Origin of the sequence: Burkholderia alba (genome assembly GCF_034721475.1) — a bacterium.
Classification (GTDB): Bacteria; Pseudomonadota; Gammaproteobacteria; order Burkholderiales; family Burkholderiaceae; genus Burkholderia; species Burkholderia alba.
The window spans coordinates 28,504-54,684 of sequence record NZ_JAWJWL010000007.1; the positions used below are offsets into that span (position 1 = coordinate 28,504).

Annotated in this window: 26 protein-coding genes; 13 read left to right on the forward strand and 13 right to left on the reverse strand. The window is 67.6% G+C overall.

Going from position 1 to position 26,181, the window contains the following annotated elements; all coding sequences use genetic code 11:
- Positions 1-2 precede the first annotated feature (2 nt).
- From queD to RZR99_RS09540, 3 genes are all read left to right on the forward strand, one after another.
- A complete protein-coding gene (queD, locus tag RZR99_RS09530; protein WP_323119505.1) occupies positions 3-455 on the forward strand; it encodes a 6-carboxytetrahydropterin synthase QueD in 453 nt (150 codons plus the stop codon).
- Between the two features lie 235 nt (positions 456-690).
- Positions 691-1,476: an HpcH/HpaI aldolase family protein gene (locus tag RZR99_RS09535; protein WP_323119506.1), complete on the forward strand. Its 786-nt coding sequence runs from the start codon at positions 691-693 to the stop codon at positions 1,474-1,476.
- Entirely contained in the window at positions 1,473-2,228 is a 756-nt protein-coding gene (locus RZR99_RS09540) for a tetratricopeptide repeat protein (protein ID WP_323119507.1), read from the forward strand. The genes RZR99_RS09535 and RZR99_RS09540 overlap by 4 nt, the downstream gene beginning before the upstream one ends.
- A gap of 28 nt (positions 2,229-2,256) precedes the next feature.
- Here RZR99_RS09540 and rodA read toward each other — a convergent pair whose 3' ends face one another.
- The 5 genes from rodA to RZR99_RS09565 form a co-directional block, all read right to left on the reverse strand.
- Positions 2,257-3,405, reverse strand: a complete 1,149-nt coding sequence (gene rodA / locus RZR99_RS09545; RefSeq protein ID WP_323119508.1) for a rod shape-determining protein RodA — start codon at positions 3,403-3,405, stop codon at positions 2,257-2,259.
- Positions 3,406-3,416: 11 nt separating this feature from the next.
- Complete coding sequence (mrdA, locus tag RZR99_RS09550; RefSeq protein WP_323119509.1) at positions 3,417-5,696, reverse strand: penicillin-binding protein 2; 2,280 nt, start codon at positions 5,694-5,696, stop codon at positions 3,417-3,419.
- 105 nt (positions 5,697-5,801) lie between these two features.
- Positions 5,802-6,314 (reverse strand): rod shape-determining protein MreD, encoded by a 513-nt coding sequence (mreD, locus tag RZR99_RS09555; RefSeq protein WP_323119510.1) that lies wholly within the window; start codon positions 6,312-6,314, stop codon positions 5,802-5,804.
- Positions 6,311-7,372 (reverse strand): rod shape-determining protein MreC, encoded by a 1,062-nt coding sequence (gene mreC, locus RZR99_RS09560; protein ID WP_323119511.1) that lies wholly within the window; start codon positions 7,370-7,372, stop codon positions 6,311-6,313. The genes mreD and mreC overlap by 4 nt, the downstream gene beginning before the upstream one ends.
- A gap of 117 nt (positions 7,373-7,489) precedes the next feature.
- Positions 7,490-8,533 carry a rod shape-determining protein gene (locus tag RZR99_RS09565; protein WP_004189550.1) on the reverse strand — a complete coding sequence of 348 codons (1,044 nt, stop codon included), beginning with the start codon at positions 8,531-8,533 and terminating at the stop codon, positions 7,490-7,492.
- Between the two features lie 369 nt (positions 8,534-8,902).
- On the opposite strand from RZR99_RS09565, the gene gatC reads away from it, so the two are divergent.
- The 5 genes from gatC (at position 8,903) to RZR99_RS09590 (ending at position 14,003) form a co-directional block, all read left to right on the forward strand.
- The gene (gene gatC / locus RZR99_RS09570; RefSeq protein ID WP_323119512.1) at positions 8,903-9,202 is read left to right on the forward strand and encodes an Asp-tRNA(Asn)/Glu-tRNA(Gln) amidotransferase subunit GatC; all 300 of its coding nucleotides are present in this window, start codon (positions 8,903-8,905) and stop codon (positions 9,200-9,202) included.
- Positions 9,203-9,278: 76 nt separating this feature from the next.
- Positions 9,279-10,769, forward strand: a complete 1,491-nt coding sequence (gene gatA / locus RZR99_RS09575) for an Asp-tRNA(Asn)/Glu-tRNA(Gln) amidotransferase subunit GatA (protein ID WP_323119513.1) — start codon at positions 9,279-9,281, stop codon at positions 10,767-10,769.
- Positions 10,770-10,771: 2 nt separating this feature from the next.
- Complete coding sequence (gatB, locus tag RZR99_RS09580) at positions 10,772-12,241, forward strand: Asp-tRNA(Asn)/Glu-tRNA(Gln) amidotransferase subunit GatB (RefSeq protein WP_323119514.1); 1,470 nt, start codon at positions 10,772-10,774, stop codon at positions 12,239-12,241.
- Positions 12,242-12,361: 120 nt separating this feature from the next.
- Positions 12,362-13,201 (forward strand): PPK2 family polyphosphate kinase, encoded by an 840-nt coding sequence (locus tag RZR99_RS09585; RefSeq protein ID WP_323119515.1) that lies wholly within the window; start codon positions 12,362-12,364, stop codon positions 13,199-13,201.
- 31 nt (positions 13,202-13,232) lie between these two features.
- Entirely contained in the window at positions 13,233-14,003 is a 771-nt protein-coding gene (locus RZR99_RS09590; RefSeq protein ID WP_323119516.1) for an exodeoxyribonuclease III, read from the forward strand.
- A 154-nt stretch (positions 14,004-14,157) separates the two neighbouring features.
- Here RZR99_RS09590 and RZR99_RS09595 read toward each other — a convergent pair whose 3' ends face one another.
- Positions 14,158-15,222, reverse strand: a complete 1,065-nt coding sequence (locus tag RZR99_RS09595) for an NAD(P)-dependent alcohol dehydrogenase (protein WP_323119517.1) — start codon at positions 15,220-15,222, stop codon at positions 14,158-14,160.
- 222 nt (positions 15,223-15,444) lie between these two features.
- Here RZR99_RS09595 and RZR99_RS09600 point away from each other — a divergent pair, with 222 nt between their 5' ends.
- A complete protein-coding gene (locus RZR99_RS09600; RefSeq protein ID WP_323119518.1) occupies positions 15,445-16,392 on the forward strand; it encodes an AraC family transcriptional regulator in 948 nt (315 codons plus the stop codon).
- Between the two features lie 30 nt (positions 16,393-16,422).
- Here the strand turns inward: RZR99_RS09600 and RZR99_RS09605 are convergent, their stop codons facing one another.
- The 4 genes from RZR99_RS09605 to metX are packed head-to-tail and all read right to left on the reverse strand — an operon-like array spanning position 16,423 to position 20,484.
- The gene (locus RZR99_RS09605; protein WP_323119519.1) at positions 16,423-17,415 is read right to left on the reverse strand and encodes a M48 family metallopeptidase; all 993 of its coding nucleotides are present in this window, start codon (positions 17,413-17,415) and stop codon (positions 16,423-16,425) included.
- The gene (locus RZR99_RS09610) at positions 17,405-18,718 is read right to left on the reverse strand and encodes an AmpG family muropeptide MFS transporter (protein ID WP_323119520.1); all 1,314 of its coding nucleotides are present in this window, start codon (positions 18,716-18,718) and stop codon (positions 17,405-17,407) included. Before RZR99_RS09610 ends, RZR99_RS09605 begins: the two co-directional genes overlap by 11 nt.
- Before the next feature lie 15 nt (positions 18,719-18,733).
- Positions 18,734-19,342, reverse strand: coding sequence for a methionine biosynthesis protein MetW (metW, locus tag RZR99_RS09615; RefSeq protein WP_323119521.1), 609 nt, complete (start codon positions 19,340-19,342; stop codon positions 18,734-18,736).
- Positions 19,339-20,484: a homoserine O-succinyltransferase MetX gene (gene metX / locus RZR99_RS09620; protein ID WP_323119522.1), complete on the reverse strand. Its 1,146-nt coding sequence runs from the start codon at positions 20,482-20,484 to the stop codon at positions 19,339-19,341. Before metX ends, metW begins: the two co-directional genes overlap by 4 nt.
- A gap of 518 nt (positions 20,485-21,002) precedes the next feature.
- On the opposite strand from metX, the gene RZR99_RS09625 reads away from it, so the two are divergent.
- Positions 21,003-21,134, forward strand: coding sequence for a hypothetical protein (locus RZR99_RS09625; RefSeq protein WP_323119523.1), 132 nt, complete (start codon positions 21,003-21,005; stop codon positions 21,132-21,134).
- A gap of 331 nt (positions 21,135-21,465) precedes the next feature.
- Here RZR99_RS09625 and slmA read toward each other — a convergent pair whose 3' ends face one another.
- The 3 genes from slmA to argB are packed head-to-tail and all read right to left on the reverse strand — an operon-like array spanning position 21,466 to position 23,824.
- On the reverse strand, positions 21,466-22,149 hold the full coding sequence (gene slmA, locus RZR99_RS09630; RefSeq protein WP_323119524.1) for a nucleoid occlusion factor SlmA: 684 nt from the start codon (positions 22,147-22,149) through the stop codon (positions 21,466-21,468).
- Positions 22,116-22,928 carry a pyrimidine 5'-nucleotidase gene (locus RZR99_RS09635; protein WP_407655426.1) on the reverse strand — a complete coding sequence of 271 codons (813 nt, stop codon included), beginning with the start codon at positions 22,926-22,928 and terminating at the stop codon, positions 22,116-22,118. The genes slmA and RZR99_RS09635 overlap by 34 nt, the downstream gene beginning before the upstream one ends.
- Positions 22,925-23,824 (reverse strand): acetylglutamate kinase, encoded by a 900-nt coding sequence (argB, locus tag RZR99_RS09640; RefSeq protein WP_323119525.1) that lies wholly within the window; start codon positions 23,822-23,824, stop codon positions 22,925-22,927. Before argB ends, RZR99_RS09635 begins: the two co-directional genes overlap by 4 nt.
- A 228-nt stretch (positions 23,825-24,052) precedes the next feature.
- Between argB and RZR99_RS09645 the strand changes: the two genes are divergently transcribed.
- The 3 genes from RZR99_RS09645 to RZR99_RS09655 are packed head-to-tail and all read left to right on the forward strand — an operon-like array spanning position 24,053 to position 26,176.
- Positions 24,053-24,271 (forward strand): cysteine-rich CWC family protein, encoded by a 219-nt coding sequence (locus RZR99_RS09645; RefSeq protein WP_323119526.1) that lies wholly within the window; start codon positions 24,053-24,055, stop codon positions 24,269-24,271.
- A gap of 16 nt (positions 24,272-24,287) precedes the next feature.
- Entirely contained in the window at positions 24,288-25,637 is a 1,350-nt protein-coding gene (locus tag RZR99_RS09650) for an ATP-binding protein (RefSeq protein WP_323119527.1), read from the forward strand.
- Positions 25,634-26,176, forward strand: a complete 543-nt coding sequence (locus RZR99_RS09655) for a response regulator transcription factor (protein ID WP_323119528.1) — start codon at positions 25,634-25,636, stop codon at positions 26,174-26,176. The genes RZR99_RS09650 and RZR99_RS09655 overlap by 4 nt, the downstream gene beginning before the upstream one ends.
- Positions 26,177-26,181 lie beyond the last annotated feature (5 nt).

The window sequence follows — 26,181 nt, forward strand, 5'->3', positions numbered from 1 at the left end:
TTGTGCTGATTACCCGAAAACTCGAATTCGACGCGGGCCACCGCATCCCCGACCACCGCAGCCAGTGCCGCAACCTGCACGGCCATCGCTATGTGCTGGAAATCACGCTGCGCGGCGATCTCGTCGATACCGAGGGTGCGCCGGACCGCGGCATGGTGATGGATTTCGCGGACGTGAAGGCGCTCGCGATGGAGCATCTCGTCAACAAGTGGGACCACGCGTTTCTCGTGTATGCGCGCGACGACGTCGTCCGCTCGTTCCTCGAGAAGATGGCGGACCACAAGACGATCGTGCTGGACCGCATCCCGACCGTCGAGAATCTCGCGGCGGTCGCGTTCGACATCCTCGCCAACGTCTACGACGCGCATTACGGCGTGAACCTGCGGCTCGAGCGCGTGCGTCTGTACGAGACGCCGAACTGCTGGGCCGACGTCGAGCGCGCACCGGGCAAGTAAGCCGCCCTCGGCGCGGCCGGTGTCGGCCGCCCTTCCCGCCTCGCACCCGGCGTGCTCGACGCCGGGTTTTCTCTCCCCTTCCCACCGCCACGCCGCCGCCGTTGTCACGGTATGATCGGCGAGTCCGCCTGCGTGGCGAGACCGCCGGCGCGCCCTGCTCCGTTATCCGCTCAGCTCCCCGGCTTGTCTGTCTTGTGCCGTTCCGCCGTCCGCGAGGAACCCGGGAGACCGTCCGATGAGCACCCTCACCAATTCCCTCAAAGCGCGCCTGCGCGAAGGCGACGAGCCGCTGTTCGGCCTATGGTTGTCGCTCGGCAGCGAAGCCTCGGCCGAAGCGCTCGCGCACGCCGGGTTCGACTGGCTGTGCATCGACATGGAGCATGCGCCGAACGACAGCCGCGACGTCGCCGCCCAGTTGCGGGCCGTGGCGGCCGCTCATCTGCCGAGCGAGCCGGTCGTGCGGGTGCCGGCGAAGGAGCCGTGGCTCGTCAAGCGCGTGCTCGACGCGGGCGCGCGCACGTTGATGTTTCCGAACATTGAAACCGTCGACGAAGCGCTGGATGCGATCCGGCTGACCCGTTATCCGTCGCCGGATTCGCCCGACGGGCTGCGGGGCGTGGCGGGCATGGTGCGGGCGGCCGGGTACGGAATGCGGCGCGACTACGTGCAGACCGCCAACGCGCAGATCGCAACGATCGTGCAGATCGAATCGGCGCGTGCGCTGGACCAGGTCGAGCGGATTGCCGCGACGCCCGGAGTCGACTGCCTGTTCGTCGGGCCGGCGGATCTGGCCGCGAGCCTCGGGCATCTCGGCGACGGCCGGCATCCGGACGTCATCGCCGCCGTCGCGCGCGTGCTGGCGGCGGGCCGACAAGCCGGCGTGCCGGTCGGGATCTTCGCCTCGGACAGCGCCGGCGCGCGCCAGTACCGCGAGGCCGGATTCCGGGTGATCGCGCTGTCGGCGGACGTCGTGTGGCTGCTGCGCGCGACGCGGCAGGCGCTGCAGGAGGTGCGGGCATGAACGCGCCGGGACGAAACGGGGACTGGCGGCGGCTCGTGCGTCGCGTCGGGTGCGGCGCCTTGTGCGGCGCGGCGCTGGGCTTGGCGAGCGCCGGTGCCGGCGCACAGGCGTCCGCGCCGCGCGCGCAGCCGGATGCCGAGCATGAAACGGAATCGGCGGTCGCCGACTATAACGCGGGCGACTATCGCGCCGCGCTGGTGCAGTTCCACGATGCGGCCGAGCGCGGCAACCGGCTCGCGGAATTCAATTACGCGATGATGCTGCTCACCGGCGAAGGCGTGACGGCCAACGTGCCGGAAGGGCTGCGCTGGCTCCGGCATGCGGCGGACGCGGGCATGTCGCACGCGCAGTATGTATACGGAACGATGTTCGACGACGGCCAGTTCGTCGCGCGCGATCCGGCCGAAGCGCACCGCTGGTTCCTGAAGGCGGCGCGGCAGGGGCACGTGCAGGCGGAGCTCGCGCTCGCGAACCAGTTCCTCGACGGCCGCGGCACGCCGCGCGACAATCGGCAGGCGTTCATCTGGTACAAGCAGGCGGCCGATGCGGGCGATCCGACTTCGCAGTATGTGACCGCATCGTTCTACGAGCGCGGCGGCGACGGCGTGGTGCCGAACCTGAACATCGCGCGGGCGTATTACGCGGCGGCGGCCGCGCAGGGTGACGAGGCGGCGGGGCTCAAGTTCAAGGAGCTGAGCGCCGCGCTCAGGGCGCAGGCGCCGGCGAGCGCTTCCGGAGCCCGGCCGCAATGAAAAAGCGGCGCATCGCGCGCCGCTTCGATCAGCTCTTCATCAACCTTTTCTGTCGCCCGACGCTCATGATGAGCCCGACCGCGATGCCGAGCGTCGTGAGCGCGGTGCCGCCGTAACTCATGAACGGCAGCGGCACGCCGACCACCGGCAGTACGCCGCTCACCATCCCGATGTTGACGAACGCATAGACGAAGAACGCCAGCGTCAGCGAGCCGGCGAGCAGCCGCCCGAACAGCGTCGCGCCCTGCGCGGCGATGAAGAGGCCCCGCGCGATCAGCGCCATGTAGAGCACCAGCAGCGTCAGCCCGCCGGCAAGGCCGAATTCCTCGGAGAACACCGCGAAGATGAAGTCGGTGTGCTTTTCGGGAATGAATTCCAGATGCGCCTGCGTGCCCTTCAGATAGCCCTTGCCGAGCGGGCCGCCGGAGCCGATCGCGATCACCGCCTGGATCGTGTGGAAGCCCTTGCCGAGCGGATCCGAGGTCGGATCGAGCAAGGTGCAGACGCGGTGCTTCTGATAGTCGTGCATCAGCGGCCAGACCACGTCGGGCTGACAGATCCGTTCCTCGAACACGGCGATGGAGCCGACCGCGATCACGCCCGCCACCAGCACCGGCACGATCAGCTTGAACGACAGACCGGCGAGGTAGATCACGAACAGCCCGGCCGCGAACACCAGCAGGCCGGTGCCGAGGTCCGGCTGCTTCGCGATCAGGCCGACCGGCACCATGAGGATGCCGAACGCGACGATGAAGTCGTACCAGCGCAGGCTGCCTTCGCGGCGCTGGTAGTACCAGGCAAGCATCAGCGGCGTCGCGATCTTGAGGATTTCGGACGGCTGGATCACCACGCCGACGTTGAGCCAGCGCTTCGCGCCCTTCTTGGTCATCCCGAACAGCGCGACCGCCACCAGCAGCGCGACGCCGAAGGTATACAGCGGCACGGCGAAGCGCATCAGCGTCGGCGGCGGAATATTGGCGATTACCCACATCAGCACGAAGGTCAGCACGATGTTGCGCAGCTGGTCCTCCACCCGGCCGGGCACGTCGATGCTCGCGCTGTAGAGCGTGACGATGCCGACGCACAGCAGCAGGAACACGATCAGCGCCAGCGGGCGGTCGAAGCCCGCGAACATCTGCCTGACCTTGTCGAACGAGGCGCGCTTGTCGAATTGCATGCCTGTCTCCGTTAATCGTCGATGCCGGTACGCGCCGGCTTGTCGGTGCGGCCGTCGTCGCGCGGGACCACGGCGGCCGGCGCTGCATCGCTGGCCGGCGCGCGGCGCGGCTTGCGCGGCAGCTTGCGGGCAGTCGGCGCGCTGGCGGCCGTGGCGCTGGCGGCGGCGTTGGCCGGGGCCGATGCCGATACCGCCGGCGCATCCGCCGCGGCGGATGCCGGCGCAACCGTCCCGGGCGCCCCCGGCGCGCTCGCCGCCGATGCGACGACCGGCTGCGGCAGCGCCTTGAAGCCGGCGGCAACGGTCGCGGGCTTCGCCGCATCGCCGATCACCGGTGCGTTGATCGGCTCGGTGGCCGATGCGGCGGCGGCCACCGCGGCGGCCTCGGTGACCGGATTCTTGCGGTCGACCAGATAGAAATCGAGCACGCGGCGCGCGATCGGGCCGGCCGCCTGCGCGCCCCAGCCACCGTTTTCGACGATCAGCGCGACCGCGATCTGCGGATTGTCGGCGGGCGCATAGGCGATGAACAGCGCGTGGTCGCGCAGATGCTCGGCGAGCAGGTGGCCGTGATAGTTGCCGCCCTGCAGCGAAAACACCTGCGCGGTGCCGGTCTTGCCCGCCGCCATGTACTGAGCGCCGCGGAAGATCTTGTAGCCGGTACCGGACGGGTTCTCGACCACGTTCTCCATCCCGCGCTTCACCACGTCGATGTCCGACTGCTTGAGCGGGAGCATGGCGCTTTCCTTGGGCACGGTCAGGTGCCGCTCGCGGGTGATCGGATTCTCGATCTCCTTCACGAGGTGAGGCTTCATCACCACGCCGTTGTCGGCGAGCGTCGCCGTCGCGTGCGCGAGCTGCAGGATCGTGAACGAGTTGTAGCCCTGGCCGATCCCGAGGCTGATCGTCTCGCCGTCGAACCACTTCTGCTGCGCGGCCTTCTTGAAGGTTTTCTTTTTCCAGTCGGGCGACGGCAGGATGCCGCGCGCCTCGCCCTGGATGTCGATGCCGGTCAGCTGGCCGAAGCCGAGCGGCTTCATGAAGTTCGCGATCGCCGTGACGCCGAGGTCGCGGGCGAGCATGTAGAAGTAGGTGTCGTTCGACACCATGATCGCCTTGTTCATGTCGACCCAGCCCTGGCCCGAACGCACGTCGTTGCGGAACGTGTGGCCGCCGAACGTGAAATAGCCCGGATCCTGGAAGCCCCAGCCCGGCGTGCGCTTGCCGAGCGTGAGGCCCGCGAGCGCCATGAACGGCTTGTAGGTCGAGCCGGGCGGATAGGTGCCGTGCAGCGGCCGGTTCAGCAGCGGCTTGTCGGGCGAATTGTTGAGCTCGTCCCAGGTCTGCTGGTCGATTCCGTCGACGAATGAATTGGGGTCGAAACTTGGCGACGATACGAACGCGAGCACGTCGCCGGTTTTCGGTTCGATCGCGACGAGCGCGCCGCGCTTGCCCGCGAACGCCTGCTCGGCGACCTGCTGCAGGCCGATGTCGAGCGACAGCACGAGATTGTTGCCGGGCGTCGCCTGGGTGCGCGACAGCGTGCGCACCGGGCGGCCGCCCGCCGTCACCTCGACCTCCTCGAAGCCGGTGATGCCGTGCAGTTCGGTTTCGTAGCTCTGCTCGACCCCGACCTTGCCGATGTAGTCGGTGCCTTTGTAGTTGTTCGCGTCGCGACGCGGATCGTAGGTTTCCGGGTCGCTGTCGTTCTCGTCGCTCATCGCGTCGATCTTGTCCTGGTCGCGCTTCGAGATCCGGCCGATATAGCCGATCACGTGCGCGGCCGTGGGCCCGAGCGGGTATTGGCGGAACAGGCGCGCGCGCACGTCGACGCCGGGGAAGCGGAAGCGCTGCGCGGTGAAGCGGGCGACCTCGTCGTCGGTCAGCCGGGTGCGGATCGGCAGGCTCTCGAAGTTCTTCGAGTCCTCCTGGAGCTTCTTGAAGCGGCGGCGGTCGCGCGCATCGATCGGCACCACCGCGGAGAGTGCGGTGATCGTGTTCTCGAGCGTGTCGGTCAGCTTCGACGGCGTGATTTCGAGCGTGTACGCGGAGTAGTTCTTCGCGAGCACGACGCCGTTGCGATCGGTGATGATGCCGCGGTTCGGCACGATCGGTGCGACCGAGATGCGGTTTTCCTCGGCCTGCAGCGCGTACTTGCCGTGCTGCCAGACCTGCAGGTAGAAGAAGCGCGCGGCGAGCAGCCCGAAGCAGACGAACACGAACAGGCCCGCCGCGGCGACGCGCACGCGGAACTTCGAGAGCTGCTGCTGGGTGTCCTTGAATTCGGTCATGCGGTCACGGGTGAAGGGAAAGCCGCCCGTCCCGCCCGGCGCTGGCGTGAAGCGGGCGGGCGAGCGGGGCGCGGGCGTTCATGCGGTTCCTGGGGGCGGCGCGGCTCAGATCGGCCGGGTATCGTCCGGATCGACCGGACGGCGCTGCGGCATCAGCAGCAGCAGGCTCGCGATCGGCCACAGCGCCGCCTCGACGAATCCGTCGATCAGGTAGCCCCAGCCGGGAAAGGCGGCGCCCATCAGCAGGCGAATCACGAACGGCACGAGCTGCGCGAGCACCAGCAGCGGCGCGACGTAGAAGATCTGCACGCCGAGCGGCAGCCACAGCACCCGGCGGTGAATCGTGATCGCGCCGTAGGACAGCAGCGTGTAGGCCAGCGCGTGCTCGCCCAACAGGCCGGCGTCGTGGACGTCCATCAGGATGCCGAGCAGGAACGCGATGCCCATCCCGACCTTGCGCGGCTGGTGGATGTTCCAGAACAGCACGACGAGCGCCACGAAGTCGGGCACGCCCGGCATCCGGCCCCACGGCATCAGGTTCAGCAGGAACGCGGCGGCGAGACTGAAGACGATGAAGTACGGATTGACCGGCTGCAGGATGTATTGCGGGCGGCTCATGGCTTGGCTCCCTGCGCCGGCGCGAGCTCGGGCCTGGTGGGGGCGGCGGGCTTCGCGGCGCCCGCCGGGCGGGTCTGCGCGGTGGCCGCGGTCGACTTGCCGCTGGCGGATGCGGCTGCGCTGTCGGCGGGCTTCGCGGCCTTGTCCGAGCCCTTCGGGGTTTTCTTGCCCTTCGCGTTCTTGTCGTTCGCGGCCGGCTCGGGGTCGGCCGGACGCGGCGGGAGATCGTTCTGATAATGCAGGACCAGCATCTCGCGCGCGCCGCGAACGGCGGCGACCGGCATGCAGATGACGTGCGCGAACGCGGTGTCGGCGAGCTTGTCGACCCGCACGACCTTGGCGACCGGCAGCCCCGGCGGATACACGCCGTCGAGCCCGCTCGTCACCAGTTCGTCGCCGACCAGCACGTCGGCGCTGGTCGGGACGAAGCGCAGATCGAGCGTGTCGCCCTTCGGCGTGCCGTAGATCACGCTGCGCAGGCCGGTGCGCAGCACCTGCACGGGAATCGCGAGATCGCGATCGGTGATCAGCGTGACTTCCGACTGCAGCGGGAACACGCGGGTGACCTGGCCGATCACGCCGTCTTCGCTGACGACGGGCGAGCCGTCCTGGATGCCCGCCTGCAAGCCGTGGCCGATCACGACCTTCTGCGAGAACGGGTCGCTGGTGTCGTACTGGATTTCGACCGGCGTCGATTGCGTGGAGACCCGCTGGCGCAGATCGAGCACCGCGCGCAGGTGCGCGTTGTCGGCGGCGAGCTGCGCGGCCTGGTTGGCCTGCAGCGACAGTTGCAGGTTGCGGCTGCGCAGCTGCTGGTTGTCGTGCCGCAGCGACGCGCCGGTGGCGGCGAGGTCGGCGGCGCCCATGAACAGGTCGCGCGGTACGAGCGCGGCGCGCTGCAGCGGATACAGCGCGGTGCCGAGCACCCCGCGGACGATTTCGAGCGTGTTGAAGCGCGCGTCCGAGATGAGGAGCGCGATAGCCAGCGCGACAAAGAAGATCAGCCGCGCGAGAGCGGATGGACCTTGCCTGAAGAGGGGCGGCGGACTGTATTCCATGGTCGGCGCCGGGCGCGTGATCGGTTAAATGATGCTCAGACGCGCAAAACGCGCGGCGGTTCGGCCGAAACAGTCGAGCCGGGAGCGCCGCGCGTGCGTCATGTCTTGCTTAGACGATCACTCGTAGGAAAAGATGCTGCCGAGCTTGTCCATGCGCTCGAGGGCCATGCCGGAGCCGCGCACCACGCAGGTGAGCGGATCTTCGGCGACCAGCACGGGCAGGCCGGTTTCCTCGGCGAGCAGGCGATCGAGATCGCGCAGCAGCGCGCCGCCGCCCGTCAGCATCATGCCGCGCTCGGCGATGTCGGCGCCGAGTTCCGGCGGCGTCTGCTCGAGCGCGATCTTCACCGACGACACGATCTGGTTCAGCGGATCGGTGAGCGCCTCGAGAATTTCGTTGCTGGAGATCGTGAAGCTGCGCGGAATGCCTTCCGACAGGTTGCGGCCCTTCACTTCCATTTCCTTGACTTCGGAGCCCGGGAACGCGGAGCCGATTTCCTTCTTGATCGCTTCGGCGGTCTGCTCGCCGATCAGCATCCCGTAGTTGCGGCGGATGTAGTTGACGATCGCCTCGTCGAACTTGTCGCCGCCGACCCGCACCGAACCCTTGTAGACGATGCCGCCGAGCGAGATCACGCCGACTTCGGTCGTGCCGCCGCCGATGTCGACGACCATCGAGCCGGTGGCTTCCGACACCGGCAGGCCCGCGCCGATCGCGGCCGCCATCGGCTCCTCGATCAGGTAGACCTGCGACGCGCCCGCGCCGTGCGCCGCTTCCTTGATCGCGCGGCGCTCGACCTGGGTCGAGCCGCACGGCACGCAGATGATGATCCGCGGCGACGGCGAGAACATCCGCGACTCGTGCGCCGTCTTGATGAACTGCTTGATCATCTGCTCGGTGACGGTGAAATCGGCGATCACGCCGTCTTTCATCGGGCGGATCGCTTCGATGTTGCCGGGCACCTTGCCGAGCATTTGCTTGGCTTCCTTGCCGACTGCCTGGATCGTCTTCTTGCCGTTGGGGCCGCCTTCCTGGCGGATCGACACGACCGACGGCTCATCGAGCACGATGCCTTTGCCGCGCATGTAGATGAGGGTGTTTGCGGTGCCGAGGTCGATCGCCAGATCGTTGGAGAAATAGCTGCGCAAAAAACCGAACATTCAGAATCCTGTCTCGCTCTGGGCCAGCCCCTGCGGACATATGGCGCGAAGGGCGGCAGCGGAAAAAATAACAGCCTCGGATCGGGCGGGAGCGGCCGCCTCAGGAACGCGAAGCTGCGAGTGAAATCTTCCGGGGCTGGCACCAAGCCCGCGCGGCGCCACACGAATGAAGGACGGCCGCGCGGGAAAGGCAGTCCGGGTCTGGGTCGAACGCGTAATGATACCTTATAATTTCGCTGTATTTGAATCGAAACGGGCGGTATTTTCGCCGCTTCGCCCACGATTTTTGAGGGTTCGATCGAGCCCTCCAACCCCCTGCCGCAGTGGCTTTTGGTGCGCTGCGCAAGCCCTTGTTCTTCCGGTGACCGCATGGCTCTGACCCTGACCGATGTGAAACGCATCGCGCACCTCGCGCGGCTCGAAATGGCCGACGCCGACGCCGAGCATACGCTCGGCCAGCTCAATGAATTCTTTGGACTCGTCGAGCAGATGCAGGCCGTCGACACGACGGGCATCGCCCCGCTCGCCCACCCGATCGAGCAGATCCAGGCCGTCGAACTGCGGCTGCGCGAGGACGCGGTGACCGAGACGGTCGACCGCGACGCGTACCAGCGCCCGGCGCCGGCCGTGCAGGACGGCCTGTACCTCGTGCCGAAGGTGATCGAGTAAGGTCCGGGCCCCGCACCCGTCCCGCTCCCGCTCGGCATCCCGTCGCGAGCGTCCCAGAATCCAGGAAACCCACGTAATGCACGCAAAAAGCCTGACCGAACTGCGCGCCGCGCTCGACGCCAAGGAATACTCGGCCGTCGAGCTCGCGCAGCACTATCTGCAACGGATCGACGCGGCGCGCGACCTGAACGCGTTCGTCCACGTCGACGCCGACCTGACGCTCGCGCAGGCGCGCGCCGCCGACGCCGCGCTCGCGCAGCGCACGGCCGGCCCGCTGACCGGCCTGCCGGTCGCGCACAAGGACGTGTTCGTCACGCGCGGCTGGCGCTCCACCGCCGGCTCGAAGATGCTCGCCAACTACACCAGCCCGTTCGACGCGACCGTCGTCGAGCGTCTGGCCGCCGCCGGCATGGTCACGCTCGGCAAGACGAACATGGACGAGTTCGCGATGGGCTCGTCGAACGAGAATTCGGCGTTCGGCGCGGTCAAGAACCCGTGGGACACGAAAGCCGTGCCGGGCGGCAGCTCGGGCGGCAGCTCGGCCGCGGTCGCCGCGCGCCTCGCGCCCGCCGCCACCGGCACCGACACCGGCGGCTCGATCCGCCAGCCGGCGTCGTTCGCCGGCGTCACGGGCATCAAGCCGACCTACGGCCGGGTGTCCCGCTACGGGATGATCGCGTTCGCGTCGTCGCTCGACCAGGGCGGCCCGATGGCGCAGAGCGCGGCCGACTGCGCGCTGCTGCTCAACGCGATGGCCGGCTTCGACGAGCGCGACTCGACGAGCCTCGAGCGCGACGGCGAGGATTTCACCCGTCATCTCGGCCGGCCGTGGGCGGCCGACGGCGCGGCGGGCAAGCCGCTCGCGGGCCTGCGCATCGGCCTGCCGGACGAATATTTCGGCGCCGGCCTGGCCGACGACGTGCGCGCGGCGATCGACGCGGCGCTCAAGCAATACGAAGCGCTCGGCGCGACGCTCGTGCCGGTGTCGCTGCCGAAGACCGAACTGTCGATCCCCGTCTACTACGTGATCGCGCCCGCCGAGGCGTCGTCGAACCTGTCGCGTTTCGACGGCGTGCGCTACGGCCACCGCGCCGCGCAGTACGGCGACCTGCTCGACATGTACAAGAAGTCGCGCGCGGAAGGTTTCGGGCCGGAAGTGAAGCGCCGGATCCTGGTCGGCGCGTACGTGCTGTCGCACGGCTATTACGATGCGTACTACCTGCAGGCGCAGAAGATCCGCCGCATCATCGCGCAGGATTTCCAGGAAGCGTTCGGGCAGTGCGACGTGATCATGGGCCCTGCGTCGCCGACGGTCGCCTGGGATATCGGCGCGAAGGGCGACGATCCCGTGCAGATGTATCTGGCGGATATCTATACGCTGTCGGTGAGCCTCGCCGGCCTGCCCGGCATGAGCGTGCCGTGCGGCTTCGGCGCCGGCGCGAACGCGCGCCGCCCGGTCGGCCTGCAGATCATCGGCAACTATTTCAACGAAGCCCGGATGCTGCAGGTCGCCGACGCGTTCCAGCGCGCGACCGACTGGCACCAGCAAGTTCCGGCAGGAGTGTAAGCATGCAATGGGAAGTCGTTATCGGCCTTGAAACGCACGCGCAGCTGTCGACCGCGTCGAAGATTTTCTCGGGCGCGTCGACGCAGTTCGGCGCGGCGCCGAACACGCAGGCCTGCCCGGTCGACCTGGCGCTGCCGGGCGTGCTGCCCGTGATGAACCGCGGCGCGGTCGAGCGGGCGATCCGCTTCGGCCTCGCGATCGGCGCGACGGTCGCGCCGCGCAGCATCTTCGCGCGCAAGAATTACTTCTATCCGGATCTGCCCAAGGGCTATCAGATCAGCCAGTACGAGATTCCGGTCGTGCAGGGCGGTCAGCTCACGATCCAGGTGCCCGCGAACGACAAGGCGGGCAAGGAAGCCTATTCGAAGACGGTCAACCTGACCCGCGCGCACCTCGAGGAGGACGCGGGCAAGTCGCTGCACGAGGATTTCGCGGACATGACGGGCATCGACCTGAACCGCGCCGGCACGCCGCTGCTCGAGATCGTCACCGAGCCGGAGATGCGCAGCGCGGCCGAGGCGGTCGCCTATGCGAAGGCGCTGCACGGGCTGGTGGTGTGGCTTGGGATCTGCGACGGCAACATGCAGGAAGGCTCGTTCCGCTGCGATGCGAACGTGTCGGTGCGGCCGGTCGGCCAGGAAAAGTTCGGCACGCGCGCGGAAATCAAGAATCTGAACTCGTTCCGCTTTCTCGAGGAAGCGATCAACTACGAGGTGCGCCGCCAGATCGAACTGATCGAGGACGGCGGCGAGGTCGTGCAGGAAACCCGCCTGTACGATCCGGACAAGCGCGAGACGCGTTCGATGCGCAGCAAGGAAGACGCGCACGACTACCGCTATTTCCCCGATCCCGATCTGATGCCGCTCGTGATCGACGAGAAATGGGTCGCGCGCGTGAAGGGCGAGATGCCCGAACTCCCGGCCGCGATCCAGCAACGCTTCGGCGAACAGTACGGCGTGAGCCCGTACGACGCCGGCGTGCTGACCGCGAGCAAGGCGATGGCCGCGTATTTCGAGGCGGTGGTCGCGAAGGCGGGCGCGGCGCAGGCGAAGTCGGCGGCGAACTGGCTGATGGGCGACGTGTCGTCGCAACTGAACCGCGACGGCATCGAGATCGACGCGTCGCCGGTGTCCGCCGCGCAGCTCGCGTTGATCCTGCAGCGGATCGCCGACGGCACGATCTCGAACAAGATCGCGAAGGAAATCTTCGTGGCGATCTGGGACGAGAAGGCTGCCGACGAGGGCGCCGCCGACCGCATCATCGAAGCGAAGGGCCTGAAGCAGATCTCCGACACCGGCGAGTTGGACGCGATCATCGACGCGGTGCTCGCGGCGAACGAGAAATCGGTCGAGGAATTCCGCGCGGGCAAGGAGAAGGCGTTCAACGCGCTCGTGGGCCAGGCGATGAAGGCGACCAAGGGCAAGGCGAATCCGCAGCAGGTCAACGAACTGCTGAAGAAGAAGCTCGGCTGAAGATGCCGGCCGCCGGGCTGAATCCATGCTGAAGCGGGCCGCCGCCGGACCGGTGTTCGGGGCGGCCCGTCGTGTCTGGCGAAGCGCGCCGCGCTTCGCGCTGTCCGATGGGAGGGATTGATGGCGAAGCAAGCATCGCTCGACGATTACCGCGTGCCGTACCACACGCACGAAAAGGAGGCGGCCGCGTTCCGGCTCGACGCCTACGATCCGGTCGCCAAGCCGTTCTCGGCCGGCTCGAAAGAGGCGGACCGGGCGCGTCTGGCGGAGGTCTCGACCCAGCTCGACGCGCTGCAGGAACGCCTGCACACCCAGCCGCGCAAGCGCGTGCTGCTGGTGCTGCAGGGGATGGACACGAGCGGCAAGGACGGCACCGTCCGCGCGGTGTTCCGCGAGGTCGATCCGCTCGGCCTGCGGGTCGTGTCGTTCAAGGCGCCGACGCCCGTCGAGCTGGCGCACGACTTCCTGTGGCGCGTGCATGCGCAGGCGCCGGCGGCGGGTGAGCTGACGATCTTCAACCGCAGCCACTACGAAGACGTGCTCGTGCCGCGCGTGCTCGACGCGATCGACGCGGACGAATGCGCGCGCCGCTACCGGCAGATCCGCCAGTTCGAACAGATGCTGGTGGAGGCGGGCGCGACGATCGTCAAATGCTTCCTGCACATCTCGAAGGACGAGCAGCGCAACCGCCTGCAGGCGCGCGTGGACGATCCCGCCAAGCACTGGAAATTCGACGTCTCCGACATCGAGGCGCGCAAGCACTGGGATGCCTATCAGGCGGCCTACCGCGACGCGCTGGCGGCGACGTCGGACGAGCAGGCGCCGTGGTACGTGATCCCGGCCGATTCGAAGACCCATCGCAACGTGATGATCGCCGAGCTGCTGCTGCGCGAGCTGACCGGCATGAAGCTCGAATTCCCGCCGGCGAAGCCCGAACTCGAAGGCGTCAAGATCCAATAAACCGCAACGATCTCATTTACCGGAACCCATCATGCTGCGTGTCATTACCGCGAACCTGAACGGCATCCGCTCCGCCGCGAAGAAAGGCTTTTTCGACTGGCTCGGCGAGCAACGGGCCGACTGCGTCTGCGTGCAGGAAATCAAGGTGTCGGCGGACGATCTGCCGGCCGAATTCGTCGATCCGCACGGCTTCAAGGGCTATTTCCATCACGCCGAGAAAAAAGGCTACAGCGGCGCGGGCCTGTACTGCCGCCGCGAGCCGGACGATGTGATCATCGGCTACGGCAGCAGCGAATTCGACGCCGAGGGGCGTTATGTCGAAGCGCGTTTCGGCAAGCTGTCGGTGGTGTCGGTGTACGTGCCGTCGGGGTCGAGCGGCGACGAGCGCCAGCAGGCGAAGTTCCGCTTCATGAGCGAGTTCATGCCGCACCTGGCGGAGCTGAAGAAGAAGCGCGACGTGGTGCTGTGCGGCGACGTCAACATCGTCCACAAGGAAATCGACATCAAGAACTGGAAGAGCAACCAGAAGAACTCGGGTTGCCTGCCGGAGGAGCGCGCGTGGCTCACGCAGCTGTTCGACGAGGTCGGCTACGTCGACGTGTTCCGTACGCTCGACCCGCGTCCGGAGCAGTACACGTGGTGGAGCAATCGCGGGCAGGCGTATGCGAACAACGTCGGGTGGCGGATCGACTACCAGCTCGCGACGCCGGGCATCGCGGGCACCGCGAAGACCACGTCGATCTTCCGCGACATCAAGTTCAGCGATCACGCGCCGCTGACGGTCGACTACGACTACAAGTGAGCGCGGCGTGCGGGGTCGGGCGGACAGGGTCCGGCCGGGCACGCACGGCGGGTAACGAAAACGGGCCGCGCAAGCGGCCCGTTTCGCATGAGGAGGCGGGCTGCAACAGACAAAGGCGAACATCGCGCCCCGCCGTCGCCCGCCCCGCTGCCGCTCAGGCCGCCTGCCGTTCCTTGAGCGACGCCATGTCGATCACGAAGCGGTACTTCACGTCGCTCTTGAGCATCCGTTCGTAGGCCGCGTTGATCTGCTGCATCGGGATCACCTCGACGTCCGACGTGATCCAGTGCTTCGCGCAGAAATCGAGCATTTCCTGGGTTTCGGCGATCCCGCCGATCAGCGAGCCCGCGAGGCGACGGCGCTTCATGATCAGGTTGAACACCTGCGGCGACGGGTGATCGTGTTCCGGCGCGCCGACCAGCGTCATCGTGCCGTCGCGCTTCAGCAGGTGCAGGAACGGATTCAGGTCGTGCTGCGCGGCGACCGTGTTGATGATCAGGTCGAAGCTGTTCAGGTGCGCGTTCATCTGCGCTTCGTCCTTCGAGATCACGACTTCGTGCGCGCCGAGGCGCTTGCCGTCCTCGATCTTCGACGGCGACGTCGTGAACAGCACGACGTGCGCGCCCATCGCCCGCGCGAGCTTCACGCCCATGTGGCCGAGCCCGCCGAGGCCGACGATCCCGACCTTCTTGCCGGGGCCGGCCTGCCACTGGCGCAGCGGCGAGTAGGTCGTGATGCCGGCGCACAGCAGCGGCGCGGCGCCGGCCGCGTCGAGCGTGTCCGGCACGCGCAGCACGAACGCCTCGTCGACGACGATCTGCGTCGAGTAGCCGCCGAAGGTGATGGCGCCCGTTTCGCGGTCCTGGCCGTTGTAGGTGCCGACGAAGCCGTTCTCGCAATACTGTTCGAGCCCTTCCTCGCAGCTCGCGCAGGTGCGGCACGAATCGACGAGGCAGCCGACGCCGACTAGCTCGCCGGTCTTGAAGCGCGACACGCCGGCGCCGGTGGCCGTGACGCGCCCGACGATTTCATGACCCGGCACCACCGGGTACACGGAGTTCTTCCATTCGTTGCGGGCCTGGTGAAGGTCGGAGTGGCAGACGCCGCAATAGAGGATCTCGATCTGCACATCGAGGTCGCGCAGCGCGCGGCGCTGGAATTCGAAAGGGGCAAGCGGCGCGGCGGCATGGGCCGCGGCGTAAGCGTAGGTCGTGCTCATGGGGACTCCTGACTCGAAAATACGTGGACCGCGCACGCATGGCCGACGTCATGCGGCGATGCTGCGGTACGGTCCCCATGCTAGGGATGCGGACAGCGGGACGGAATACCTGATTGTCTTGAAGGTTTGCCTATTGCTCTTGAGTTGCACTTCGAAAGCGATGAAAACGGCGCGGAAGTGCTAGATTGCAAGCCTGATTCTCTTGCAGACCCGGCCCGGACCATGAGCTTCGAACCCCTTTTATCCGACGACGGCGCGCGTGTGCAGCGCCGCATGATCGACCTGCTCGGGCGGCTGGCGCCCGACGAGGGCTATACCTGCCCGAGCCTCGACGGAGTGCGCTTCATGCGGTCGAATCGCCCGGTGCCGCGCATGCCGGTGCTGTACGAGCCGAGCGTCATCGTGGTGTGCCAGGGCCGCAAGCGCGGCTTCCTGGGCGAGCAGACCTTCGTGTACGACGCGCAGCAGTATCTGGTGCTGTCGGTGCCGCTGCCGTTCGAATGCGAAACCTTCGCGACCGAGGCGGAGCCGTTTCTCGCGATCTCGATCCGTGTCGATCTCGCGGTGATCGCCGAGCTGGCGATGCTGCTCGACGAAACCCACGGCGCGGCGGCGAGCGAGCCGCGCGGCGTGTATTCGACGCCGCTCGACGCGCCGCTCGCGGACGCGGTGCTGCGTTTGCTCGAAGTCCTGGCATCGCCGCACGATACGCGCGTGCTGGGGCCGTCGATCCTGCGCGAGATCGGCTATCGGGTGCTGACGGGAGCGCAAGGCGACGCGATTCGCGCGGCGCTGATCCAGCAGCATCATTTCGGGCGGATTGCGAAGGCGTTGCGGCGGATTCACGCGGATCTGCACGGCGATCTCGACGTGGAGACGCTCGCGAGCGAAGCGGGGATGAGCCTCGCCGTGTTCCATGCGCAATTCAAGAGCGTGACGGCGACGTCGCCGATGCAGTACGTGAAGGCGACCCGGCTGCATCACGCGCGCCTGATGATGCTGCGGGACGGCGTGAGCGCGGGAGCGGCGGCGGCGCGGGTCGGCTATGCGAGCGCGTCGCAGTTCAGCCGCGAGTTCAAGCGCCTGTTCGGCCGCAGCCCGAGCGACGAGATGCGCTCGGTGCAGACGGGCGACAGCCGCCGCGCGCTGGCGCTCGATGCCGTCGACTAGGATCGACGGCGGGCGGCCGGCGCCGTCCGCTCAACGGCCAACCAGCCTGCGCCGCTTCGCGCTGATGCCGGCGTAGTTCGGCAGCGCGTCGAGATTCTTGCCGACGGCTTTCGCATAGAGGGGCATCAGGTCGCCCAGGCGCTTGAGCAGGTCCTGGCGGCGGCGCCCGTCGTACGGGTGGGTGTAGATGAAGCCCGTTTCCTTGTCCGCCCGGGTTGCGGCGGCCAGCTTGTCCCACAGCGTGATGGCGGCGCGCGGATCGAAGCCCGCGCGCGCGGCGATGTCGCCGCCGATGACGTCCGCTTCGGTTTCGTCGGTCGGGCCGTAGCGCAGCGACGCCAGCCGTTCGCCGACGTTGACCGGTGCGGGCATCGGCTCGGCCAGGCCGAACAGCGAAGGCAGCGGATTCGTGCCGACCGGCGTCGTCTGCGGGTCGCTCATGCTGGCGCGCGCGTGCTCGCGGAGCGCGTGCGCGATTTCATGGGCGAGCAGCACGCCCAGTTCGTCGTCGTTGAGCCGCAGCCGGTCGAGCAGGCCGCTGTCGATCAGTACCTTGCCTCCGGGCAGGCAGGTCGCGCGGATCGCGCGCGAGCGCGTCACGTTCACTTCCCAGTTCCAGCCCCTGACCCGGTCGTTCCACTTCACCGCATACGGCGCGAGCTTCGCGACCATCGTGCGCAGCCGCTTGACCCGGGCGTTGTTCGCGGGCAGCAGACGGTTGCCTTGCGCGGCGCCCTGCAGCAGCTGGTGGTACTCGTTGGCCGTGACCTGTTCGAGCAGCGCCGACGGAATCAGGCTGCGGAACGCGATCGCATTGCCGTAGCGCACTTGCTGCTCGGTCGACGGATACGACTGCGCGCCGCCGGACCCGGTGGCGGGTGCGGCCGCGGTGGCCGGGACGGCCGTATTGGCAGCGGTCGTCGGCGCCGCGCCGCTGTCGCCCGCCGACCGGGCGGGGCCGGCGGCGCACAACGCGACGCCCGCGAGCGCGGCGCAGGCGGCGCGCCGCAGCTTAGCCGGCACGGACGGCTCCGTGCTTCGCTTCGTTGCCGCGCCACGGCGCGATCTTGAACAGCAGCAGCATCCCGGGGATGCCGAGCGCCGCGCAGACGAGGAAGTAATCGAACCAGCCGATCTGCGTGACGATGAAGCCGCTCGACGCGGACGCGAGCGTGCGCGGTACCGACGCGAGGCTCGTGAACAGCGCGAACTGGGTCGCGGTGTAACGCGGATCGGTGGTGCTGGCGATGTAGGCGGTGAACGCGGCGAGCGTGAGGCCCGTCGAGAAGGTTTCGAAACCGTAGACGCCGGCCATCAGCACGGGCGACGGGCCGGCCTTGGCGAGCCACGCGAAGCCGAGCGTGGATACGATCTGCAGCACGCCGAAGATCCACAGGCCGCGCGCGATGCCGATCTTCATCAGCCAGACTCCGCCGATGATGCCGCCCGCGAGGCTGGCCCAGAACGCGGTGGTTTTCGCGAGCACGCCGATCTGGGTCTTGTTGAAACCGATGTCGAGGAAGAATGACGTCGACAGCGTGGTGGCCATCGTGTCGCCGAGCTTGAACAGGAAGATGAACGCGAGCACCAGCAGCGCGCCGCGCCAGCCGTCGCGGCCGATGAACTCGCGGAACGGCAGGATCACCGCCTCGCTGAGGTTCTTCGGCGGCGTGCCGTGCACGTCCGGCTCGCGCACCAGCAGCGTCATCAGGATGCCCGGCAGCATGAACGCGCCGGTGACCGCGAACACGACGTCCCACGGCAGATGGTCGGACAGGATGAGCGACAGCGAACCCGGGATCAGCGCGGCGATCTTGTACGCGTTCACGTGGACCGCGTTGCCGAGGCCTTGCTCGGTATCGCGCAGCAGCTCGCGCCGATACGCGTCGATCACGATGTCGGCGCTCGCGCCGAAGAACGCGACGAGCGTGGTGAGCGCCGCGACCGTCCAGATCGAATCGCGCGGCGACACGAAGCCGAGCGCGGCGATCGCGCCGGCGACGAGCAGCTGCGTCACCAGCATCCAGCCGCGCCGCCGCCCGGGCCGCCAGCCCGGCAGGCGCGGGATGTAGCGGTCCATCAGCGGCGCCCACAGGAATTTCCACGTGTAGGGAAACTGGATCAGCGCGAATAGCCCGATTTCCTTCAGGTTCACGCCTTCCGAGCGCAGCCACGCCTGTACCAGGTAGACCAGCGTGAATAGCGGCAAGCCCGACGTGAAGCCGAGAAACACGCAGATCAGCATGTGCTTGTTCAGATAAGCACGCCAGCCGGGATGATCTTCGTGAGCGTTGAGGGAGGGCGCGTCGTGTTGCTGTTTCGTCATCGAGGAGTACTAGGGTTATCTACGCTTGACACGGTAGACCGCAAGACTACCACGCCAGTTCACCCCCCATCGAATCGGTTGGCCTTCGTGCAGCACCGCGCGATCCAGGATCTCGATGCCGACTTCCGGCGCGAGCGCCTCGAAATCCTTGATGGTCAGCACCCGCACGTTCGGCGTGTTGTGCCACTGATACGGCAGCGATTTCGACACCGGCATCCGGCCCTGCAAGACCGACAGCCGGTGCGCCCAGTAGCCGAAGTTCGGGAACGATACGATGCATTCGCGCCCGACTCGCACGGTTTCGCGCAGGATCGCCGCGGTCTGGTGAATGGTCTGCAGCGTCTGCGACAGGATCGCCAGATCGAAGCTGTGGTCCTCGAAGAGGCGCAGGCCGTCCTCGAGATTCTGCTGGATCACGTTCACGCCGTTCTGGGTGGCGGCCAGCACGCCGGCGTCGTTGATTTCGATGCCGTAGCCGCTTACCTCCAATTCCTCCGTCAGCAGCGACAGCAGCGAGCCGTCGCCGCAGCCGAGGTCGAGCACGGTCGAGCGCGGCTCGACCCAGCGGGCGATCACGCGGAAATCGGCGCGCGCGGACAGCGTATTCAGCGCTTGCGGGTTCATGCGCCCACCTCGTTGGCAATACGTTCGTAATAGGCGCGCATCAGGTTGTGATAGCGCGGATCGTCGAGCAGGAACGCGTCGTGCCCGTGCGGTGCGTCGATTTCGGCGTAGGTCACCTGGCGGCGGTTGTCGAGCAGCGCCTTCACGAGTTCGCGCGAGCGGGCGGGCGCGAAGCGCCAGTCGGTCGTGAAGCTCGCGATCAGGTATTTCGCCTGCGTGTGCGCGACGGCCGCCGTCAGGTTGCCGTCGAACGCCTTCGCGGGATCGAAGTAGTCGAGCGCGCGGGTGATGAGGAGATAGGTGTTCGCGTCGAAGTAGTCGGCGAACTTGTCGCCCTGGTAGCGCAGGTACGACTCCACCTCGAATTCGACGTCGAAGCTGAAGTGGTACGCGTCGAGCGCGCCGTCCGCGCGGCGTAGCGCGCGGCCGAATTTCTCGGCCATGTCGTCGTCGGACAGGTAGGTGATATGACCGATCATTCTTGCGACACGCAGGCCGCGCTTCGGCTTCACGTCGTGCGCGTAGTAATTGCCGCCGTGAAAGTCGGGGTCGGACAGGATGGCCGAGCGGGCGACCTCGTTGAACGCGATGTTCTGCGCGGAGAGCTTGGGCGTCGACGCGATGTCGATGCAGTGCGCGACCCGCTCCGGGTACATCAGGCTCCATGCGAGCGCCTGCATGCCGCCGAGGCTGCCGCCCATCACCGCCGCGAAGCGCTCGATGCCGAACGCATCGGCGACGCGCGCCTGCGCGTGCACCCAGTCTTCGACGGTCAGTACCGGGAAACGCGCGCCGTAGGGCGTGCCGGTGGTGGGGTCGACGCTCATCGGGCCGGTGGAGCCGAAGCACGAGCCGAGATTGTTCACGCCGATCACGAAGAAGCGGTCGGTGTCGAGCGGCTTGCCGGGGCCGACCATGTTGTCCCACCATCCGGTGCTGCGCGGGTCGTCCGCGTAGACACCCGCGACGTGGTGCGACGCGTTGAGCGCATGGCACACCAGCACCGCGTTGGAGCGCGCGGCGTTGAGCTCGCCGTAGGTTTCGACGACGAGCTGATAGTTGCCGAGGACGCTGCCGTTCTGCAGGCGCAGCGGCTCGGCGAAGTGCATGGTCTGTGGAGCGACGATGCCGATCGATTCCATTCGTTCCGCCTCTATAGGACTGGGCGGCTAAACGGCGTCGGCGAGGCGCGGGAGTCGAAGGTGCGCGGCTGACGACCTCTTTAGCCGCATTTGTAGTGAACCGCCGGGATGGATACCCCGGCTGGTTCGCGCGCCCGCAATCGAGTCAGCAAATCGGCGCGTTTCCGACATGTCGCCTGGTGGCGGCAGTCGCAGTCGAAGGAGTATATCGGAAATCAGGTGATGCGCGTGGCGGCCCGCAGATCGACAGCCTGCCGGGCGGATGTCTCCAACCGCCTCCGGTGCGGGCGCCGCGCCGGACGGACACGCCCGGCGCCAGGCCGGTGGCGGGTGTCGGCGGTGTGCGGCCACCGCGACCTCGCATCACCAGCGGTACTTCGCCGCGAATTCTCCCTTGACCATCATGTAGTCGGACAAGTTGGCCTCGACGCCGAAGCGGGCCGATACCGCGAAGCGCTTCGAAACCTGCCCCGTCGCGCCGAGTCGGAACGCGGCACGGCCGCAGGAAAAAGCCTTTCATGAAGAAGTCTTGGTTCAGTGCAGCGCGGATGATCGGGACGTTTGCGTTGCTTCGTGCGGCCGCTGCGCATGGCGGTGTGCGGAACGACAAGCGCTTTTCCGTCGACGATGACGCCGGCACGCATGGATGAGTGCCCGCGCATCGGCGGATGACCGATGCGCGTGGCGCACATGGCGCGCGTCGCGTGGTTACTGATTTCGGTTGAAGGGGTGTTCGGGTGGGTGAGAGGTGCGATGTAAAAAGGACTGCGAATTATTGTGTGCGACGGAGCAGGCGCTGTTGATTCGCACGGGCCAGGCTATCCGGGCTCGCGGGCGGATGGCTGTTACCGCTCACGCCGAGGCATGAGATAGATACGCGGGTCGACGCCGTGCTCGTGCCGAGCCGAGCCGAGCGGCTCGTCTAGCGCGTTCGGCGGCGTGGCAGGGGATGCGTTTGCGGGACCGAGCGCCGCACGCGCATCACTGCAGGATCAGCTGCAAGTGAGCATCGGCCTGTGCACCGGGCGGCTGCCGGAACCCGCTCTTCGCAAAGCGGTGCCAGCGGCCGATCACGTAGCTGACGAGCAGGCTCGCGCGCGCGGCGGGATCGTAGTCCGCCGGCAGCGGCACGGCGGTGGCCGCACCGGCTTGCGGCGTGTCGGCCTCCATCCGCGCAACCCGCAGGCACTGCTTGACGGTCGCCTCGATCCGGTCGAGCAGCTGGTTCACGCGCTCGGTGAGGCGTTCGTCCTCGCCGACCAGCGCTTCGCCCGTCAGCACGCGCGTCATCCCGGGATTCTTTGCGGCGAAGTTGAGCATCGTCAGCGCAATCGCGCGCGCCTGCAGCACACCGTTCGGCTCCTTTGCGACGATCTGGTTGACGAGTCCTAACAGGGCCTGCTCGATGAATTCGATCAGACCTTCGTACATCTTCGCCTTGCTGGCGAAGTGCCGATACAGCGCGGCTTCCGACACGTCGAGCCGGGCCGCGAGCGAGGCGGTGGTGATCTTTTCGGGTTTGGGTGCTTCGAGCATCGACGCGAGCGTCTGCAGGATATGCACGCGGCGTTCGCCCGGCTTCGGACGCGCGCGGGGGCGGGAGGTTTTGTCTGAGTCGTCCGCGGTGGCGGTTACGGCCGGATCCTGCGGGTGAGTCGGTTGCATTTTTGTCGCCCCGATCGAGTGCCCAATCGCAGCGATTTTAACGAATCAATGCGGCGATCGACATAGTGCGGCCGGCCGAAGCCCGGCCGGTGGTCGGGCAGGTGCCCGGTAATCCAGATGGTTTGGATGCCGAGCCGCTTGTAGCGCTTCAGGTGGCTGCGGGTGTCTTCGACCAGGATCGCGTCGGAAAGGCGCACCCGGGCGTCGCGCATCGCGCGGCGCAGCATCGCCGCATCGGGCTTCGCGCGCCAGGCGCGGCGGTCGCGCATGTGTTCGATCGCGATCACCCGCTCGAACAGGCGCTCGATCTTCAGTTCGTGCAGGACGTCCCGCGCATAGGCCTCGGGCGCGTTGGTCAGGATGATCTTGCGGCCGGGCAGCGCGGCGACGAGCCGGGCCAGCCCGCGTTCCGCCCGCACCATCGACGGCAGGTCGGCGAACGTGTGGACGACATCCAGGAAGTCGTGCGGATCGATCGGGTGATGCCGTGCGAGGCCGAGCAGCGCGGCGCCGTAGCGGTGCGTGTAGTGGGTGCGCAGGTAGTCGGCCTGTGTGCGTTCGACCTGCAGCGCATCGATGATGTACTGCGTCATCGCCCGGTTGATTTCCGGGAAAATCGCGTACGACGCGTGGTGCAGCGTGTTGTCGAGGTCGAACAGCCAGACCGGGCGGCCCGGCGGCGGGCGGCGGCGCGACGCGCGGGCCGCCCGCTGCCGCACCGCGGAAGGTGCGCCGGACGGAGCCGGGACGGGACGGGACGACGCGCGGCGCGCGTTCAATGCGAACGGATCATCGTGCCGAACGGCTGCTCGGTCAGGATTTCGAGCAGCAGCGAGTGCTCGATCCGGCCGTCGACGATGTGGACCGACTTGACGCCGCTCTTCGCCGCGTCGAGCGCCGACGAGATCTTCGGCAGCATGCCGCCCGAGATCGTGCCGTCCTCGAACAGCGCGTCGATCTCGCGGGCCGACAGATCGGTGAGCAGGTTGCCTTCCTTATCCATCACGCCGGGGATGTTCGTCATCATCACGAGCTTCTCGGCGTTCAGCACGGTGGCGAGCTTGCCTGCGACGAGATCGGCGTTGATGTTGTACGACAGGCCGTCCTCGCCGAAGCCGATCGGCGAGATCACCGGGATGAACGCGTCGTCCTGCAGCGCCTTCACGACGGCCGGGTTGATCGCGTCGACTTCGCCGACCTGGCCGATATCGACGTACTGGCCGGGGTTGTCGCGGTCCGGCATCATCAGCTTGCGCGCGTGGATCAGGCCGCCGTCCTTGCCCGTCAGGCCGACCGCTTGGCCGCCGAAGTGGTTGATCAGCGTGACGATGTCCTGCTGCACCTCGCCGCCCAGCACCCACTCGACGACTTCCATCGTCTCCTCGTCGGTGACGCGCATGCCCTGGATGAAGGTGCCCTGCTTGCCGATCTTCTTGAGCGCCTGGTCGATCTGCGGGCCGCCGCCGTGCACGATCACCGGATTGATGCCGACCAGCTTGAGGAGAATCACGTCGCGCGCGAAGCCTTGCTTGAGCCGCTCTTCGGTCATCGCGTTGCCGCCGTACTTGATCACCACGGTCTTGCCGTGATACCGGCGGATGTAAGGCAGCGCTTCCGCGAGGATTTCGGCTTTCAGCGTGGGGGCGATCTGCGAGAGGTCGATAGGCTCGGACATGGCGGCGGCTCAGGCTGGGAACGGTTGAAACAGGCGGAATTGTACAGGACTGGCGCACTGCAGCATGCGGTTTTTAGCCATCCGGCCGAACCGGCGGAACGCTTGGCCAGACTGGCTTTGGCGCGAAGAAAAGGGTGCGATCGACCGGGCGGCGGGCGGGCAATTTGCGTCCGCCGCGCTATGCTTGTAGCGAAGCCTTCGCCCACCCCTCGATCCTGCCCATTCGCGATGACCGGACCCGCCGCCGCCCCCGCCCTTGCCAGCAAGCGCTGCCCGCGCTGCGGCCGTTCGTTCGACTGCGGCGCCCGCACGCAGCCGTTCTCGTGCTGGTGCATGGCGATGCCGAGCCTGCCGCCGGGCGCGCAGCCGGCCACCGGTGGGCGCTGCCTGTGCCCGGAGTGCCTCGCGGCCGACATCGCCCGGCACGTCTCGGCGGAACGCGGCTAGGAGGTAAACTCTCGGGATGCAACGAATCCGAATCATTACCACCGGCCGGGTCAACCTGAGCCATCTGTTCTGGCTGCGCAATCTGGCGATCATCGGGCAACTCGTTACGATTGCCGTCGTCCAGGCCTATTTCGGCGCGCATCTGCCGCTGCCCGCGATGCTGATGGTGATCGCGCTCGAGATCGTCTTCAACGCGCTCACCTGGGTGCGGGTGCTGCGCGCGCGGCCCGAGACCAACTTCGAACTGCTCGGCCAGCTGTGGGTGGATCTCGGCGCGCTGTCCGCGCTGCTGTTCCTGTCGGGCGGCACCACCAATCCGTTCGTTTCTCTGTACCTGCCGTCGCTCGCGATCGCCGCCGCCGTGCTGCCGTGGCACCTGATGATCTGGCTCGCGGCGTTCGCGGTGGCCTGCTATCTGGCGCTCGGCTTCGATTCCGTGCCGCTCAACATGGATAACCCGGCGAACCTGTTCGATTATTTCCGGGCGGGCATGTGGGTGAACTTCATGGTGAGCGTCGGCCTCATCGCGTGGTTCGTCGCACGGATGTCGAGCGCGCTGCGCCAGCGCGACGCGGCGCTCGGCGACGCGCAGCAGCTGCTGCTGCGCGACGAGCGCGCGGTCGCGCTCGGCGTGCAGGCCGCCACCGTCGCGCACGAAATGAGCACGCCGCTGTCGACGATCGCGATGCTGACCGAGGAGCTGCGCGACGCCGCGCGCACGGACCCGGGGCTCGCGCGCTACGAAGCCGACCTGAAGGTGCTCGAGGAGCAGATGGCGCAATGTACGTCGGCGCTCGCGCGGCTGCGGAGCCGCGCATCGGAGCCGGCCAGCCGGCAGCCGGTCGCGGCCTGGCTCGATACGTTCGTCCAGCACTGGCGGCTGCGCCACCCGCATGTCCAGTTCGAGCAACTGGGCGCGCAGCCGGCGGGCGTTGCGCTGGACGACACCGTCGCCGCGGGCCAGATCCTGACGATCCTGCTCGACAATGCGGCCCGCGCGAGCCGCGATCGCGTTACGCTGGCGGCGAAGCTCGTGCACGACGGCGCGCGCGACGAAATCGAGTTCGAGGTATGCGACAACGGCCCCGGCATTCCGGCCGCGCTGCGCGATTCGCTGGGCGCGATGCCGGTGGACAGCACGCAGGGCGGCCACGGCGTCGGCCTGTACCTGGCGTTCAGCGCGGCGGCGCGGCTGGGCGGCTCGATCGAGCTGGCCGATGCGCCGCCGCGTGCGGGGGGAGCCGCCGCCGGACGCGGCACCCGCGCCTGCCTGAGGCTGCCGGTGGTGCGTCATGTTGCCGCGAGCCGGGCCCAGCCATACCCATCACATACGACACACGCAGACCAGACGGAGAACCACAGATGAGCGACAACAACTTCCTCGTGATCGACGACAACGAAGTGTTCGCCGGCACGCTCGCGCGCGGGCTGGAGCGCCGCGGCTACGCGGTCCGGCAGGCGCACAACAAGGACGCGGCGCTCAAGCTCGCCGGCGCCGAGAAATTCGAGTTCATCACGGTCGACCTGCATCTCGGCGAGGATTCGGGCCTGAGCCTGATCGCGCCGCTCTGCGACTTGCAGCCGGACGCGCGCATCCTCGTGCTGACCGGCTACGCGAGCATCGCGACCGCCGTGCAGGCGGTGAAGGACGGCGCCGACAATTACCTCGCGAAGCCCGCGAACGTCGAATCGATCCTGGCTGCGCTGCAGACCAACGCGAGCGAGGTGCAGGCGGAGGAGGCGCTCGAGAATCCGGTCGTGCTGTCGGTCGACCGGCTCGAATGGGAGCACATCCAGCGCGTGCTGTCGGAGAACAACAACAACATCTCGGCGACCGCGCGCGCGCTCAACATGCATCGCCGCACGCTGCAGCGCAAGCTCGCGAAGAAGCCGGTCCGGCAGTAACCCTC